Annotated in this window: 19 protein-coding genes and 1 tRNA gene; 19 read left to right on the top strand and 1 reads right to left on the bottom strand. The window is 66.3% G+C overall.

All coding sequences use genetic code 11. The annotated features are described in order from the left end of the window. Nucleotides 1–104: 104 nt before the first annotated feature. The 12 genes from psbB to VB739_RS02305 all read left to right on the top strand — a co-directional run bounded on the left by psbB (nt 105) and on the right by VB739_RS02305 (nt 9,154). Entirely contained in the window at nt 105–1,664 is a 1,560-nt protein-coding gene (gene psbB / locus VB739_RS02250) for a photosystem II chlorophyll-binding protein CP47 (protein WP_323355513.1), read from the top strand. A 24-nt stretch (nt 1,665–1,688) separates the two neighbouring features. Continuing rightward, nucleotides 1,689–1,784: a photosystem II reaction center protein T gene (locus VB739_RS02255; protein ID WP_010314684.1), complete on the top strand. Its 96-nt coding sequence runs from the start codon at nt 1,689–1,691 to the stop codon at nt 1,782–1,784. Between the two features lie 133 nt (nt 1,785–1,917). Then, nucleotides 1,918–2,403 (top strand): transcriptional regulator NrdR, encoded by a 486-nt coding sequence (nrdR, locus tag VB739_RS02260; RefSeq protein WP_323355514.1) that lies wholly within the window; start codon nt 1,918–1,920, stop codon nt 2,401–2,403. 126 nt (nt 2,404–2,529) lie between these two features. Beyond that, nucleotides 2,530–3,606 (top strand): 30S ribosomal protein S1, encoded by a 1,077-nt coding sequence (locus VB739_RS02265; protein WP_254946223.1) that lies wholly within the window; start codon nt 2,530–2,532, stop codon nt 3,604–3,606. 25 nt (nt 3,607–3,631) lie between these two features. Continuing rightward, complete coding sequence (locus VB739_RS02270; protein WP_323355515.1) at nt 3,632–4,495, top strand: HAD-IA family hydrolase; 864 nt, start codon at nt 3,632–3,634, stop codon at nt 4,493–4,495. 12 nt (nt 4,496–4,507) lie between these two features. Next, on the top strand, nt 4,508–5,767 hold the full coding sequence (metK, locus tag VB739_RS02275) for a methionine adenosyltransferase (RefSeq protein ID WP_323355516.1): 1,260 nt from the start codon (nt 4,508–4,510) through the stop codon (nt 5,765–5,767). Next, nucleotides 5,742–7,070, top strand: coding sequence for an FGGY-family carbohydrate kinase (locus VB739_RS02280; RefSeq protein ID WP_323355517.1), 1,329 nt, complete (start codon nt 5,742–5,744; stop codon nt 7,068–7,070). The genes metK and VB739_RS02280 overlap by 26 nt, the downstream gene beginning before the upstream one ends. Before the next feature lie 146 nt (nt 7,071–7,216). Beyond that, nucleotides 7,217–7,489, top strand: a complete 273-nt coding sequence (locus VB739_RS02285) for a DUF2470 domain-containing protein (protein ID WP_323355518.1) — start codon at nt 7,217–7,219, stop codon at nt 7,487–7,489. Between the two features lie 231 nt (nt 7,490–7,720). Next, on the top strand, nt 7,721–8,182 hold the full coding sequence (locus VB739_RS02290) for a ComF family protein (protein ID WP_323355519.1): 462 nt from the start codon (nt 7,721–7,723) through the stop codon (nt 8,180–8,182). A 30-nt stretch (nt 8,183–8,212) separates the two neighbouring features. Continuing rightward, nucleotides 8,213–8,285: transfer RNA gene (locus VB739_RS02295), tRNA-Phe, on the top strand. A 31-nt stretch (nt 8,286–8,316) separates the two neighbouring features. Continuing rightward, nucleotides 8,317–8,550: a hypothetical protein gene (locus VB739_RS02300; RefSeq protein ID WP_323355520.1), complete on the top strand. Its 234-nt coding sequence runs from the start codon at nt 8,317–8,319 to the stop codon at nt 8,548–8,550. A 10-nt stretch (nt 8,551–8,560) separates the two neighbouring features. After that, the gene (locus VB739_RS02305) at nt 8,561–9,154 is read left to right on the top strand and encodes a chromophore lyase CpcT/CpeT (protein WP_323355521.1); all 594 of its coding nucleotides are present in this window, start codon (nt 8,561–8,563) and stop codon (nt 9,152–9,154) included. 37 nt (nt 9,155–9,191) lie between these two features. Here the strand turns inward: VB739_RS02305 and VB739_RS02310 are convergent, their stop codons facing one another. Beyond that, nucleotides 9,192–9,620 carry a hypothetical protein gene (locus VB739_RS02310; RefSeq protein WP_323355522.1) on the bottom strand — a complete coding sequence of 143 codons (429 nt, stop codon included), beginning with the start codon at nt 9,618–9,620 and terminating at the stop codon, nt 9,192–9,194. Between the two features lie 287 nt (nt 9,621–9,907). On the opposite strand from VB739_RS02310, the gene VB739_RS02315 reads away from it, so the two are divergent. From VB739_RS02315 to cpcA (VB739_RS02345), 7 genes are all read left to right on the top strand, one after another. Further along, a complete protein-coding gene (locus VB739_RS02315; RefSeq protein WP_216910711.1) occupies nt 9,908–10,753 on the top strand; it encodes a phycobilisome rod-core linker polypeptide in 846 nt (281 codons plus the stop codon). Nucleotides 10,754–10,796: 43 nt separating this feature from the next. Further along, complete coding sequence (locus VB739_RS02320; protein ID WP_323355523.1) at nt 10,797–11,057, top strand: phycobilisome linker polypeptide; 261 nt, start codon at nt 10,797–10,799, stop codon at nt 11,055–11,057. 400 nt (nt 11,058–11,457) lie between these two features. Then, the gene (locus VB739_RS02325; protein ID WP_323355524.1) at nt 11,458–11,976 is read left to right on the top strand and encodes a phycocyanin subunit beta; all 519 of its coding nucleotides are present in this window, start codon (nt 11,458–11,460) and stop codon (nt 11,974–11,976) included. A gap of 45 nt (nt 11,977–12,021) precedes the next feature. Then, complete coding sequence (gene cpcA / locus VB739_RS02330; protein WP_015109240.1) at nt 12,022–12,510, top strand: phycocyanin subunit alpha; 489 nt, start codon at nt 12,022–12,024, stop codon at nt 12,508–12,510. Nucleotides 12,511–12,704: 194 nt separating this feature from the next. Further along, entirely contained in the window at nt 12,705–13,556 is an 852-nt protein-coding gene (locus tag VB739_RS02335; RefSeq protein WP_323355525.1) for a phycobilisome rod-core linker polypeptide, read from the top strand. A gap of 343 nt (nt 13,557–13,899) precedes the next feature. Beyond that, nucleotides 13,900–14,418: a phycocyanin subunit beta gene (locus tag VB739_RS02340; protein ID WP_323355524.1), complete on the top strand. Its 519-nt coding sequence runs from the start codon at nt 13,900–13,902 to the stop codon at nt 14,416–14,418. A gap of 45 nt (nt 14,419–14,463) precedes the next feature. Next, the gene (gene cpcA, locus VB739_RS02345; RefSeq protein ID WP_015109240.1) at nt 14,464–14,952 is read left to right on the top strand and encodes a phycocyanin subunit alpha; all 489 of its coding nucleotides are present in this window, start codon (nt 14,464–14,466) and stop codon (nt 14,950–14,952) included. Nucleotides 14,953–15,067 lie beyond the last annotated feature (115 nt).

The raw sequence follows: 15,067 nt of genomic DNA on the forward strand, positions 1-15,067 counted from the left end.
CCCTTACCATCGCCAGCACGGATCGGTAATCACCGAGCGTCTCCTTAGCCGTCATCGCTCCGGCGATCGGCTTCGGCAACTGTCAACCCAGACCTGACCCCCCAATGGGATTGCCCTGGTACCGGGTGCACACGGTCGTCATCAACGACCCGGGCCGACTGCTGGCCGTGCACCTCATGCACACCGCCTTGGTAGCCGGCTGGGCCGGCTCCATGGCGCTCTACGAGCTTGCGATCTTCGACCCCTCCGACCAGGTCCTCAACCCCATGTGGCGCCAGGGCATGTTCGTCATGCCCTTCATGGCCCGCCTGGGCGTGACAGGCAGCTGGGGGGGCTGGAGCGTCACCGGTGAAACCGGCGTCGACCCCGGCTTCTGGAGCTTCGAAGGCGTGGCCGCCGCCCACATCATCTTCAGTGGCCTGCTCTTCCTTGCCGCCATCTGGCACTGGACCTACTGGGATCTCGAGATCTGGCAGGACCCCCGCTCCGGGGAGCCAGCCCTCGACCTGCCCAAGATCTTCGGCATCCATCTGCTGCTGGCGGGCCTGGGCTGCTTCGGCTTCGGAGCCTTCCACCTCACCGGCGTCTTCGGACCGGGGATGTGGATCTCGGATCCCTACAGCCTCACGGGCCACCTGGAGGCGGTGCAGCCCTCCTGGGGGCCTGAAGGCTTTAACCCCTTCAACCCGGGCGGCATCGTGGCCCACCACATCGCCGCCGGCATCGTGGGGATCATCGCCGGCATCTTCCACATCACCACCCGACCGCCGGAACGCCTGTACAAGGCGCTCCGCATGGGCAACATCGAGACGGTCCTGGCCAGCGCCATTGCGGCGGTGTTCTTCGCGGCCTTCATCGTGGCAGGAACCATGTGGTACGGCTCTGCGGCCACGCCGGTCGAACTGTTCGGCCCCACCCGCTACCAGTGGGATCAGAACTACTTCAAGACGGAGATCAACCGTCGCGTCCAGACCGCCATCGACAACGGCGCCACCAAGGCCGAGGCCTTCGCGGCCATCCCCGAGAAGCTGGCCTTCTACGACTACGTCGGCAACAGTCCCGCCAAAGGCGGTCTGTTCCGCGTGGGCCCGATGATCAACGGTGACGGCCTGCCCACCTCCTGGATCGGGCACATCTCCTTCACCGACAAGGAGGGCCACGACCTCGAGGTCCGTCGCCTTCCCAACTTCTTCGAGAACTTCCCGGTGGTCCTCCAAGACGACCAGGGCATCGTCCGCGCCGACATCCCCTTCCGTCGTGCCGAGGCGAAGTACTCCTTTGAGCAGCAGGGCGTGACGGCCACCGTCTACGGCGGTGCCCTCAACGGTCAGACGTTCACCGATCCCGCCGACGTCAAGCGACTGGCCCGCAAAGCCCAGCTTGGCGAGGCCTTCGAGTTCGACCGCGAGACCTACCACTCCGACGGCACCTTCCGCAGCTCCCCTCGCGGCTGGTTCACCTTCGGCCATGCCTGCTTCGCCCTGCTCTTCTTCTTCGGCCACATCTGGCACGGTGCCCGCACCCTCTACCGTGATGTCTTCGCCGGTATCGACCCCGATCTCGGTGAGCAGGTGGAATTCGGTCTGTTCGCCAAGCTGGGCGACCGTTCCACCCGACGCCTGCCCGAGGGCTTCGTGCCCCCGGCCGGCTCCCCCCTCAGCTGACCGCCAGCCCCCCCGAGGATTCCCATGGAGAGCTTCGCCTACATCCTGATCCTGGCCCTGGCCATTTCCACGCTCTTTTTCGCGATCGCCTTCCGCGATCCCCCGAAAATCGGCAAGTGACCACGCTTCCGGATTGCTTCAACCCCTGGGAAACCAGGGGTTTTTTCTTGCCTGGGGCCCCACCTTGAAGGCAAGCCCTTCTCTTTGTGCGCGTAGCTGTTTACACTCCAAAGACTTGGAAGCGTGCCCAGGGATGCAATGTCCCTCCTGCCAACACACCGATAGCCGTGTTCTGGAATCAAGGGCCGCCGATTCCGGACGCAGTGTGCGGCGACGCAGGGAGTGCCTCAACTGTGATTTTCGCTTCACCACCTACGAACGGGTTGAGACTGTCCCGATCACCGTGGTCAAGCGCAACGGCAGCAGGGAAACCTTCAATCGCAGCAAACTCCTGCATGGCCTGCTGAGGGCCTGCGAGAAAACAGGCCTCGAACCTTCCCGGCTGGAGGCTGTCGTCGACGACATCGAACTGGTGCTGCAGCAGCGGGCCGGCCGAGAGGTGAGCAGCAACGAGATCGGGGAACTGGTGCTGGAGCGCCTGCGGGAGATGAGCGAAGTCGCCTACGTGCGCTTTGCCTCCGTCTACCGCCAGTTCCAGGGCGTCAGCGATTTCGTGGCCACCCTGGAAGGCCTGGGGAACCGGGGCAAGACCAAGAGCCGCCTGGCGGTGGTCGGCTGAGGCCGGCTCCAGGCCCTCGCGCGGTTGGTCTGCCGGTCCATTGATAGAGTGATTGATCGGGTGTGCGCTGCAGGCGGGCAGTCACCCCGTTCCTTCGCACTGCCACCGGCAGACCGCCCCAGCTCCATGACCCTCACTCCTTCTTCCGAAGCCGACACCCTCGAGGCCCTCACGCCGATCAGCAGCGAGGAGGCCGCCGACATCGAGACCACAGCGGAACTCGATCTGGCAATCCCGGAAGAGGTACCCAGCGCCGACGACTCCAGCAGCAGGGTCAGCGCTCGGGACGGCGACGGTGTGGGCTTCACGCTGGACGAGTTCGCGGCTCTGCTCAGCAAGTACGACTACAACTTCAAGCCGGGTGACGTCGTCAACGGCACCGTGTTCGCCCTGGAATCGAAGGGCGCCATGATCGACATCGGCGCCAAGACCGCAGCCTTCATGCCTCTCCAGGAGGTGTCGATCAACCGCGTCGAGCATCTCTCCGACGTGCTCGAGCCCGGCGAGGTGCGCGAATTCTTCATCCTCAGCGAGGAAAACGAAGACGGCCAGCTCACCCTGTCGGTGCGACGCATCGAGTACCAGCGTGCCTGGGAGCGGGTGCGCCAGCTGCAGAAGGAAGACGCCACCATCTACAGCGAAGTGTTCGCCACCAACCGTGGTGGTGCCCTGGTGCGGGTGGAGGGCCTGCGGGGCTTCATCCCCGGCAGCCACATCAGCACCCGCAAGGCCAAGGAGGAGCTCGTGGCCGACTTCCTCCCCCTCAAGTTCCTCGAGGTGGACGAAGAGCGCAACCGCCTGGTGCTGAGCCATCGCCGCGCCCTGGTGGAGCGCAAGATGAATCGCCTCGAAGTGGGCGAAGTGGTGCTGGGTACCGTCCGGGGCATCAAGCCCTATGGCGCCTTCATCGACATCGGTGGTGTCAGCGGTCTGCTGCACATCTCCGAGATCAGCCACGAGCACATCGAGACGCCCCACACGGTGCTCAATGTCAACGATCAGATGAAGGTGATGATCATCGATCTCGACGCTGAGAGGGGCCGGATCTCGCTGTCCACCAAGGCCCTCGAGCCGGAACCCGGTGACATGCTGAGCGATCCCCAGAAGGTGTTCGACAAGGCCGAGGAAATGGCCGCCCGCTACAAGCAGATGCTGCTGGAGCAGGCTGAGGACAACGAGCCCATGGGCGTCTCGCTCGAATGAAGCCCCTGGCTCCGGCCCTCTGACGATGGTGCTTCTGTCGTTGCGGGGCACACCCCTTCCCTGCGGGGATCGTTCTCTGGAGGCGGTGCTGTTCGACAAGGACGGCACCATCAGCCACAGCGAGCCGATGCTCGTGGCCCTGGCCCAGGCCAGGGTCTTTCACTGTCTGGCCCTGGCCGATCTGGCCGCCGGCGACCCGGAGCGTCACCGCGACCTGGGCGACCTGCTCCACCGCGCCTACGGCCTTGCCACCGAAGGCGTCCATCCCGCCGGCACCATGGCGGTGGCCAGCCGCGACCAGAACCTGGTGGCCACCGCCACCGCCCTCGTGCAAGTGGGCCTGGGCTGGCCCGAAGCCCTGGCCATGGCCGAAGCCGTGTTCGCCCGCACCGACGCCCTGCACGGCCAGGGGAGCACACAGCGGCCGGCCCCCACCGCCGGCCTGCGCCCGCTGCTGGAGTCCCTGAACCGGGCCGGGGTGCGCTGCGCCGTGATCAGCAACGACCATGTCGACGGCATCGAAGCCTTCCTGGCCGCCCATGATCTGGCCTCCTACGTGCAGGCCATCTGGAGCGCCGAACATCAGCCCCGCAAGCCTGACCCCGCCGCCGTCCACGGCCTGTGCAACGACCTGGGCGTGGGCGTGGAGGGCTGTGCCCTGATCGGTGACGCCAACAGCGACCTGCGCATGGCCCGGGCCGCCGGAGTGCCGGTGGTGCTGGGGTACCGGTCCGGCTGGCGGCGGCCGGTGGAGCTGGACGGCTCCTTCCTGCAACTGGATCACTGGCGGGAGCTGACCGTGGTGCCCCAAGGCGTCTCGACGCTGGCCGCTCCGTCCATCCCTGCCGGGGCCGGCCAGCCTGTGGGAATAAGCTCACCCATCGACTGATCGCATTCCCCCATGAGCCGTTTCGTCTTCACCTCGGAATCGGTGACGGAAGGCCACCCCGACAAGATCTGCGACCAGGTCAGCGATGCCGTGCTTGACGCCCTGCTGGCCCAGGACCCCGCCAGCCGGGTGGCCTGCGAGACCGTGGTCAACACCGGCCTCTGCCTGATCACGGGGGAGGTCACCACCAACGCCCGGGTCGACTTCAACACCCTGGTGCGGGGCGTGATCGAGCAGATCGGCTACAGCGGGGCCCGCGCCGGTGGCTTCGATGCCAGGAGCTGCGCCGTGCTGATCGCCCTCGATCAACAGTCGCCCGACATCGCCCAGGGCGTGGATGAGGCGGACGACCACGCCGGCGACCCCCTCGACAAGGTGGGCGCCGGCGACCAGGGCATCATGTTCGGCTACGCCTGCGACGAAACTCCGGAGCTGATGCCCCTGCCGATCAGCCTGGCCCACAGGCTGGCCCTGCGGCTGGCCCAGGTGCGCCACGACGGCAGCCTCGGCTACCTGCTCCCCGACGGCAAGACCCAGGTGAGCGTGGAGTACGAGGACAATCGCCCCGTGGCGATCGACACGATCCTCATCTCCACCCAGCACACCGCTGAAGTGGAGGGCCTCAGCGATGAGAAGGCCGTGCAGCAGCGCATCAAGGACGACCTCTGGACGCACGTGGTGCTCCCCGCCACCGCCGATCTGCCCCTGAAGCCCACCAAGGAAGGCACCCGCTTCTACGTCAACCCCACCGGCAAGTTCGTGGTGGGCGGCCCCCAGGGCGACGCCGGCCTGACGGGCCGCAAGATCATCGTCGACACCTACGGCGGCTATGCCCGCCACGGCGGCGGTGCCTTCTCCGGCAAGGACCCCACCAAGGTGGACCGCTCCGCCGCCTACGCGGCCCGCTATGTGGCCAAGGCGCTTGTGGCGGCAGGTCTGGCCCACAAGGCCGAAGTGCAGCTCAGCTACGCCATCGGCGTGGCCCGGCCCGTGAGCATCCTGGTGGAAAGCTTCGGCACCGGTGCCCTCGACAATGCCGACCTCACCGCCCTGGTGCAGGAGCATTTCGACCTGCGGCCCGGCGCGATCATCGAGGCCTTCGGTCTGCGGGAACTGCCCCAGCAGCGGGGCGGGCGTTTCTACCAGGACGTGGCGGCCTACGGCCACTTCGGCCGCAAGGATCTCGACCTTCCCTGGGAGGACGTCAGCGACATCGCCGCCACCCTGAAGCAGGCCACGGCGAGCCGTGTCAGCGCTGTTTCTGGGGGTTGACCTCGGCAGCAGCGGCCTGCGCCTGGCCGTTCTGGCGGAAGCTGGGTCGTCCGGCGGCCAGCCCGATGACCCCCTGCTGAGCCGGCAGTCCCCCTACCCCGGTCGCCTGGAAGAGCCTGACGCCTGGCGGCAGGGGCTGATTGAGCTGCTGGCCACTGTTCCCGAAGCGATCCGCCACCGGGTGCGTGCCATCGCCATCGATGGCACCTCCGGCACCCTGCTGGCCTGCGGGGCCGATGGCCGCCTGCTGGCGCCGCCCCTGGAGCAGGCTCTGCCGTACCACCTGGCCTGCACGGAACAGACCGGGGCCATCACAGCGCTTCTGGGCCAGCCGTCCGGCGGCCCCCCCAGCCATCCGGCCGCCAGCGCCAGCGGCAGCCTGGCCAGGGCCCTGCGCCTGCTGGCCCTGGCCAGGGACGCGGGGCTAGGGCCGGGCCTGCTGTTGCGCCACCAGGCCGACTGGCTGATGGGCTGGTTGATGGACGACTGGCGCTGGGGCGAGGAGGGCAACAACGTGCGCCTGGGCTGGGACCTGGAGCAGGGAACCTGGCTCCCTGGTGTGGCGTCAGGCCTGGGCGTGGAGACGCTGCCGCAGATCCGCTCCAGCGGCAGCCTGCTGGGCCCACTCGCCCCTGCGTCGGCGGCGTGCCTGGGCCTGTCCGAGGAGTGCCAGGTGGTGGCGGGCAGCACCGATGCCAATGCCGCCGTGCTGGCCGCCGACCCCCAGGCCGGCGATGGCATCGCCGTGCTGGGCACCACCCTGGTGCTGAAGCAGTTCGTGGCGGCGCCCCTGGCCGGCGTCGGCCTCAGCAACCACCGGGTGGCCGGCCGCTGGCTGGCGGGGGGGGCCTCCAACGCCGGCGCCGGGGTGCTGCGCCGCTTCTTCGACGACGAACGGATCGCTGAGCTGAGCCGCCAGATCACTCCGGACCGCCCGACGGGGCTCCAGCTGCTCCCCCTGAGCCGCAAAGGTGAACGTTTTCCCGTGGATGACCCGGAGCTGGAGCCGATCCTGGAGCCGAGGCCCGTCAGCGATGCCCGCTACCTGCAGGCCCTGCTCGAGGGCCTCACCGCCATCGAGGCGACGGGCTGGCAACGGCTGCGGCAGCTGGGGGCGCCGGCCCTGCAGCGGGTGATCAGCGTCGGTGGCGGCGCCTGTAACAGCCAGTGGCGGGCCCTCCGCTCGCGGGCCCTGGGGATCCCGGTGCTGAACCGACCGAAACGCACGGCGGCCCTCGGCATGGCCCTGCTGGCCAGGGCCAGCTTCAGGATGGAGATCGAATCACCACCCCTACGGCCATGAACGAACGCCTCAGCTCGATCCTCTCCATCGCGCTGTTCATCGTGCTGGCGGGATTTGTGGGCTTCAGCGGTGTGCGTCTGGGCCTGCTGCTCTGGCAGCGGTTTGCCGGCGCCTGAGCCCAGAATCCCCCCATCCGCTTCCACCCCATGGCCGCCGATCCCCTCACCGCCGCGGTGAGCGACCGCATCTGCAAGCACATGAACGACGACCACGCCGAAGCCGTTCTGGCCTATGCCCGCCACTACGGCGGCCGCACCGAGGCCAGGGAGGCCCGGATGGTGGCCGTGGAGCCCCAGGCGATGCGCCTGGAGGTGGACGGCACCCGAGTGGAGGTGCCCTTCGACCACACTCTCAGCGACAGCGAAGACGCCCACCGCACCCTGGTGGCCATGCTGCGGTCGCTCCCCGGGAAGGCTTGAAGCAGCAGCGCCAGACCCCTGACCCTCCTCGCCCACCTGGTTCGGCTGCCGCTCGACTGGCTCGCCGCCACCCCCTGCCCCCTGTGTCGCGGCCTGCAGCCGCCTCAGCACGCCGCCGCAGCCCCCTGCCCCACCTGCCGCCGCCAGCTCCCGCTGCCGGATGGTGGCCAGAGGGGCAACGAGCCCCTGCTGTGGTGGGCGGCCGGGTCCTACGACGGAGAGCTGCGACGGTTGCTGCTCGGGTTGCGGCAGCGGCCTGAGGAGGCCCGGATCGCCGCCCTGGTGCGGGTGCTGGCGGAGGGTCTGCCCCAGTGGCGGCGGCGGCCGCTGCTGGTGCCGGTGCCGAGCTGGAAACGGCGCGGCAACCCCCTGCCCGCTCTGGTGTGCCGCCAGCTCGTGCACCAGCTGGGCTACCGCCACGACGACCTGCTGGAGCGGTCGCGGCCGGTGCTCGGCCAGCACCATCTGAAGCGGGCCATGCGCCTGGCCAACCAGGAGGGCGCCTTCCACTGCCGCCGCGGACCCCGCCCCGGCGAAGCCACGGGGCGGCCGGTGCTGATCGTCGACGACATCCTCACCAGCGGAGCCACCGGGTGCAACGCCGCCCTGGCCCTGGAAACGCACGGCTGGCCTGTGGTGGGGATGCTCTGCCTGGCCCGCACCCCTGGGGGCCGATCCCGCAGCAGGCCGTGATCTAAGATCCGAAGGTCGCTTCGGCGACGGGCCGGGATAGCTCAGTTGGTAGAGCAGGCGACTGAAAATCGCCGTGTCCCCAGTTCAAATCTGGGTCCTGGCATTGCGTGCGGACTGCGCTGCAGCCCATCACCATGCCCCAGCCGCCTTCGACCTCCAGCCAGATCTTCAACAACGCCGACAGCTTTGCCCAGGCGTTCGACGAAGCCTGGCAGGCCCACAGCCGAGAGGATCCGTCCCACGGTCTGTCGGCCGCTGCGAAGCTTGACGCCATCCTCGGCTGCGTGGCCGACCACCCCTTCGCCCAGGGCGATCCGGCCACGGCCCGCCAGGTGGGCGCCTTCCGGATCCGCCTGCTCGACCTCTAGGTTGCGCCCCATGAGCAGCTCCCTTGCCCGCCTCATCCAGCAGCTGAGCGCTGGCTTCAGCAACCAGGCCCAGGCCTTCGACAACCCGCCCCTTTACGCCCACATCCTGGTCAAGTTCCGGCCGCTGCCCCAGCTGGCTCCGGGTTCGCTGCTCCTCGAGCAGAGCTACGCCATCACCCCCGGCACTCCCTACCGGATCCGGGTGCTCCGGGCCGAACAGCGCGACGGCGCGCTGATCATCCACAACCAGGCCCTTCGCGACGAGCAGCGTTTCTGGGGTGCCATCGAAGACGACGAGCGACGCCAGAGCATCGGCGCCGCCGACCTGCTGCCCCTGGAAGGCTGCACCTATCTGGTGCGGGAGATGGGCGAAGGCTTCAGTGGCGAGGTGGAACCCGGTTGCCGTTGCCTCGTGGAGCGCAAGGGCAGCCTCGCCTATCTGGTCAGCAGCTTCGAGATCGACCCCCGGGGCATGCGCACCATCGATCGGGGTCACGATCCGGCCACCCATGAGCAGCTCTGGGGATCGCTGGCCGGACCGTTTGAATTCGAGCGCACCCACGACTACAACGGCGACATCCCCCCGTCCTGGCTGGAGAACTGAGGGACTGAGGTTCACGACAGGGAGACGTCCCGGGGCTTCAGCCGGCGATCAGTTCGTCCATGAAGGGCTGCTCCCCCTCGTCGAGGAAGGGGTCGGTGTCCTCCGGTCCCAGATCAAAGCCTTCGTCCTCCGTGAGGGAGCCCGGCAGCTCCTGCTGCAGCGCCGGCGGCTGCACCGCCTGCAGATGGCGGGACCCCCCGGTGCGATCCAGACCCCGAAGCGCCGCCTCGATCCTGGCCAGTCGCTCTTCGGTGTCGCCCAGCCGCTGATCCATGGCCACGCCATGGGCCGCCTCCCTGCCGGCGACCTGCTGCAGACGTTCGCCGATCCGCTCGTCCTGGCCCTCCAAGCGTTCCTCGAGCTCCAGCAGGCGGTAGGTGAGCGCTTCGGCGACCTGGGAGAGGACCTGCAGCTGGTCGGCCAACCGCAGGGAGGCGTCCTCGGACAGGGGCACAACAGCAGTCATGACGGCACCGGGATGATGGCCGGATGGTATCGGGGTGGGGCCAGCCCGCCAGGGGGCACAACCCCAGGGGCTGACGGGGTCGGGCGGGGCAGCGCCGATCGGGGGGTTTGTAACGATTCTGAAAACCCTGTCGTGGCGAGCGGACAGGCCCATAGGATCCGCCTTGCAGCCCATGATCGGGACGTTTGCTGCAGCCGTCCTTGAAGGCGTCTGCCGATCGCGCAGTGGCCACTCGCCCTGCCCTCCGACCTCCTAACCAACGTTTCTCCCTCCGGCCCCCCACGCTCATGACACTTGCCAACGCTGCCTATCTGGGCATCGAGCGTTTCTCCAGCGACCGCAACAAGGAAAACTGGACGAACGCCACTGAAAACGACAAGGCTGCCCTGATCCGCGCCGTCTACAAGCAGGTGCTCGGTAACCAGTACGTGATGTCCAGCGAGCGGCTCACGGGTCCGGAGTCCCTGTTCAAGCGCGGCTACCTCAGCGTGCGGGAGTTCGTCCGGCAGGTGGCCAAGAGTGGCCTGTACAAGGCCAAGTTCTTCGAGAACTGCAATCCCTACCGCTTCATCGAGCTGAACTTCAAGCATCTCCTGGGCCGGGCCCCCCAGAACAAGGCTGAGATGCTGCACCACTTCACGATCCTGCAGGAGCAGGGCTACGACGCCGAGATCGACTCCTACATCGACAGTGCCGAGTATCAGACCCGCTTCGGCGAAGAGGTGGTGCCCTACCTGCACGGTTGGGACTACTCCTCCGGCCAGCAGGGCCTGCAGTTCTCCTACATGCTCCAACTCACCCGGGGCGTGGGCGCCTCAGTGCGGGGCGACCTGCTCAAGAACCAGTCCCGCCTCAATCCCTCCGTGCATGCGGAAGCCCCCATGCCGGTGGTGAGCCCCAACGCCCGCGGCAGCGTGTTCCGCAAGGTCAGCACCGATGGCCTCACCCGCCAGGGCGTGGGAGCCGGCGAAGAGGGCCGCACCTTCCGGGTGGAGATCTCCGGCTTCAACAACTACCGCCTGCACAAGCGCAGCAACCGGGTGCGCTTCATCCCCTTCAACAAGCTGCTGCAGACCCAGCAGCAGATTCTGCGGGAAGGCGGCCGCATCGCCAGCATCACCCCGGTCAACTGAACCGGTTTCCCGTCCAGCCTTTCCCCCTTACCCCACCGAATCCATGAAGGTTTCCGCAGGTACCCGAGGCACCGGCCTCAGCAGCTCCCGCCAGGTGGCCCTCACCGTCACCGGTGTGAGCAACAACGACTATTCCCGCACGGCGGACATGGTCATGAACGTGCCCTTCACCCGCATGAACGAGACCATGCGTCTGGTTCACTCCCTGGGTGGACGGATCGTCAGCGTCTCCGTGACCGGTGGTGGCAGCCCGGATCAGCCGGCCCCCCGCAAGGGGAAAGGCAAGGCCAGGGAAGACGGCTGAGCCCAGGCTCCGCCTCAGCCCCAGCCGCGATCCGTCGCCAGAGGGTCCCCGATGTGGGGGCCCTTTTTGCTGGCAGGCGAGACATGGGCCGACAGTGCCTGGCACCGATCCTCCAGGACAACCGTTCAGCTTGAACCCATGGACCTCGAGAGCGAGGCAAAACGGTTGCAGCAGCTGGAATCTTGGGGCTAGTGACCATTTATTAAGGTCCCCCCATCCCATGGACGCGGGGCACAACAATAGGGAGGTCTTTCGGAGCGATGCCCGGCCGAGGCCAGGCGATCATCGAAAGCAACGACGCAGTCGACGTCGGCCAGGCCATCACCGGGCTGACGCACCAGACTCACCCCCCTTACCCACCCAATCCCGACGTTCGACGTCGAGAACAGGAGCTAACTCAATGTTCGACGCCTTCACCAAGGTCGTTGCTCAGGCTGATGCCCGCGGCGAATTCCTCAACGCTGGTCAGATCGATGCCCTTTCCGGCGTCGTCGCTGACAGCTTCAAGCGTATGGATGCCGTGAATCGCATCACCTCCAACGCCTCCAAGATCGTCACCAACGCAGCCCGCGAGCTGTTCGATCAACAGCCCGCCCTGATCGCCCCCGGCGGCAACGCTTACACCCATCGCCGCATGGCTGCCTGCCTGCGCGACATGGAGATCGTTCTCCGCTACGTCACCTACGCCGTCTTCACCGGTGACGCTTCCGTCCTCGAAGACCGTTGCCTCAACGGCCTCCGCGAGACCTACCTGGCCCTCGGCGTCCCCGGCGCTTCCGTGGCCGAAGGCATCCGCAAGATGAAGGACGCTGCCATCGGCATCGCCAATGACCGCAACGGCATCACCCAGGGCGACTGCTCCTCCCTGATGTCCGAAATCGGCACCTACTTCGATCGCGCAGCTGCTGCTGTCGCCTGATCTCCGCTTCATCTTCCGGTTCACCTTCTCTCTAACAACCTTCAAATGAAGACTCCCCTCACCGAGGCCGTCGCAGCCGCTGATTCCCAGGGCCGCTTCCTCTCCAACACCGAGCTCAACGCCGCCTTCGGTCGCTTCGAGCGCGCCAAGAACGCCCTGGAAGCCGCCAAGGCCCTCACCGCCAACGCCGACTCCCTGGTGAACGGCGCCGCCCAGGCCGTCTACAACAAGTTCCCCTACACCACCCAGATGCAGGGGAGCAACTACGCCTCCGACGCCCGCGGCAAGGCCAAGTGTGCCCGTGACATCGGCTACTACCTCCGCATGGTCACCTACTGCCTGGTCGCCGGTGGCACCGGCCCCATGGATGAGTACCTCGTGGCCGGTCTCGACGAGATCAACCGCACCTTCGAGCTCTCCCCCTCCTGGTACGTGGAAGCCCTGACCTACATCAAGGCCAACCACGGTGTCTCCGGCGACGCCGGCGTCATCGCCAACAACTACATCGATTACGCCATCAGCGCCCTCGTTTGAGTCGCTTCGCTCTTCGATTCCTCTGGGTCCCTTCGGGGACCCTTTTTTTTGGCCATTCCGTAGGGCGGAGGTCCGCGTGGCAATCAGCCGCTGTAACGATCGAACCATTTGGCGGAAGTCTGTGCTGACTTCCTCATAAGATCGGAACGGTGCACCGTACGCGTGCAGTCCTCCCCCCTTCTGGCCCGCCATCCATGACCCTCGTCAATGCGCCCTATCTGGGCATCGAACGCTTCGCGAACGACCGCAACAAGGAAAACTGGTCGAATGCGTCCGATCAGGACAAGACCACCATCATCCGCACGGTCTATCAGCAGGTGCTCGGTCGTCAATACATCATGGAGAGCGAGCGCCTCGAGGGTGCCGAGTCCCTGTTCCGTAACGGCTATCTGAGTGTGCGCGAATTTGTGCGTGCCGTGGCCAAGAGTGGCCTGTACCGCGAAAAGTTCTTCGAGAATTGCAATCCCTATCATTTCATCGAGCTGAACTTCAAGCATCTGCTGGGCCGGGCCCCCCAGAACAAAGCGGAGATGCTGCATCACTTCACCATCCTGCAGGAAGAGGGTGTGGAAGCCGAGATCGATTCCTATATCGACAGTGCTGAATATCAGGAGCGCTTCGGGGAAGAAGTGGTCCCCTACCTGACGGGTTGGGACTACTCAGCCGGGCAGCAGGGGCGTCAGTTCTCCTGGCTGATGCAACTGGCCCGGGGCGCCGCCGCTTCGGTGAAAGGCGATACCGCCGGCACCAACTTCCGACTCGGCAAAGCCCTGCACCAGGACCGTGCCGTTCCGGTGGTGAGCCCCAACGCCAAGGGATCGGCCTACCAGCCCAGCCGGGTGGCCAATGAATCGATCACCAAGATGGCCAAGGGAATCGGCCAGAAGGCCAAGGTGTATCGCATCGAAGTCACCGGACTGACCGAGTACCGCCTGCACAAGCGCAGCAACACCGTTCGCTTCGTGCCCTTCGACAAACTGCTGGAAGCCCAGCAGATGATCCACCGTCAGGGTGGCAGAGTCGCCAGCGTGAGCCCGGTGAACTGACCGCAAGGTCACTGGTTTCTCCCCCACGACTTCACCCCCCTCGGCATCAGGCTGAAGGGGGTTTTTCATGGCCCGACTGCACGCACGCGCGCCAGGAGAGCATCCAGACGATTGTTCAGCAAGGCACAGATGAGAGGGACAATGGCGTACCCAACAGCCCCACGACTGCAGCCAACGGGAGGAATCGAGCCGCTACAGATGACCCTTTGTAAACTTAACGGATTCTGGAGCGATTCTTTCTGACAATAGGCCCGTGCCCAGCACAGGTGAACGTCCTTGGCGTTCCCACCCCCCTTACCCACCCAAAGCCCGACGTTCGACGTCGAGAACAGGAGCTAACTCAATGTTCGACGCCTTCACCAAGGTCGTTGCTCAGGCTGATGCCCGCGGCGAATTCCTCAACGCTGGTCAGATCGATGCCCTTTCCGGCGTCGTCGCTGACAGCTTCAAGCGTATGGATGCCGTGAATCGCATCACCTCCAACGCCTCCAAGATCGTCACCAACGCAGCCCGCGAGCTGTTCGATCAACAGCCCGCCCTGATCGCCCCCGGCGGCAACGCTTACACCCATCGCCGCATGGCTGCCTGCCTGCGCGACATGGAGATCGTTCTCCGCTACGTCACCTACGCCGTCTTCACCGGTGACGCTTCCGTCCTCGAAGACCGTTGCCTCAACGGCCTCCGCGAGACCTACCTGGCCCTCGGCGTCCCCGGCGCTTCCGTGGCCGAAGGCATCCGCAAGATGAAGGACGCTGCCATCGGCATCGCCAATGACCGCAACGGCATCACCCAGGGCGACTGCTCCTCCCTGATGTCCGAAATCGGCACCTACTTCGATCGCGCAGCTGCTGCTGTCGCCTGATCTCCGCTTCATCTTCCGGTTCACCTTCTCTCTAACAACCTTCAAATGAAGACTCCCCTCACCGAGGCCGTCGCAGCCGCTGATTCCCAGGGCCGCTTCCTCTCCAACACCGAGCTCAACGCCGCCTTCGGTCGCTTCGAGCGCGCCAAGAACGCCCTGGAAGCCGCCAAGGCCCTCACCGCCAACGCCGACTCCCTGGTGAACGGCGCCGCCCAGGCCGTCTACAACAAGTTCCCCTACACCACCCAGATGCAGGGGAGCAACTACGCCTCCGACGCCCGCGGCAAGGCCAAGTGTGCCCGTGACATCGGCTACTACCTCCGCATGGTCACCTACTGCCTGGTCGCCGGTGGCACCGGCCCCATGGATGAGTACCTCGTGGCCGGTCTCGACGAGATCAACCGCACCTTCGAGCTCTCCCCCTCCTGGTACGTGGAAGCCCTGACCTACATCAAGGCCAACCACGGTGTCTCCGGCGACGCCGGCGTCATCGCCAACAACTACATCGATTACGCCATCAGCGCCCTCGTTTGAGTCGCTTCGCTCTTCGATTCCTCTGGGTCCCTTCGGGGACCCTTTTTTTTTGGCCCGATTCCCCCAGCCCGCGGGGGTGGCAGCATTCCCCCAGTCCCTACGTCCCACCTCTGCA

It is taken from the genome of Cyanobium gracile UHCC 0281 (assembly GCF_034931305.1).
Taxonomy (GTDB): domain Bacteria; phylum Cyanobacteriota; class Cyanobacteriia; order PCC-6307; family Cyanobiaceae; genus Cyanobium; species Cyanobium gracile_A.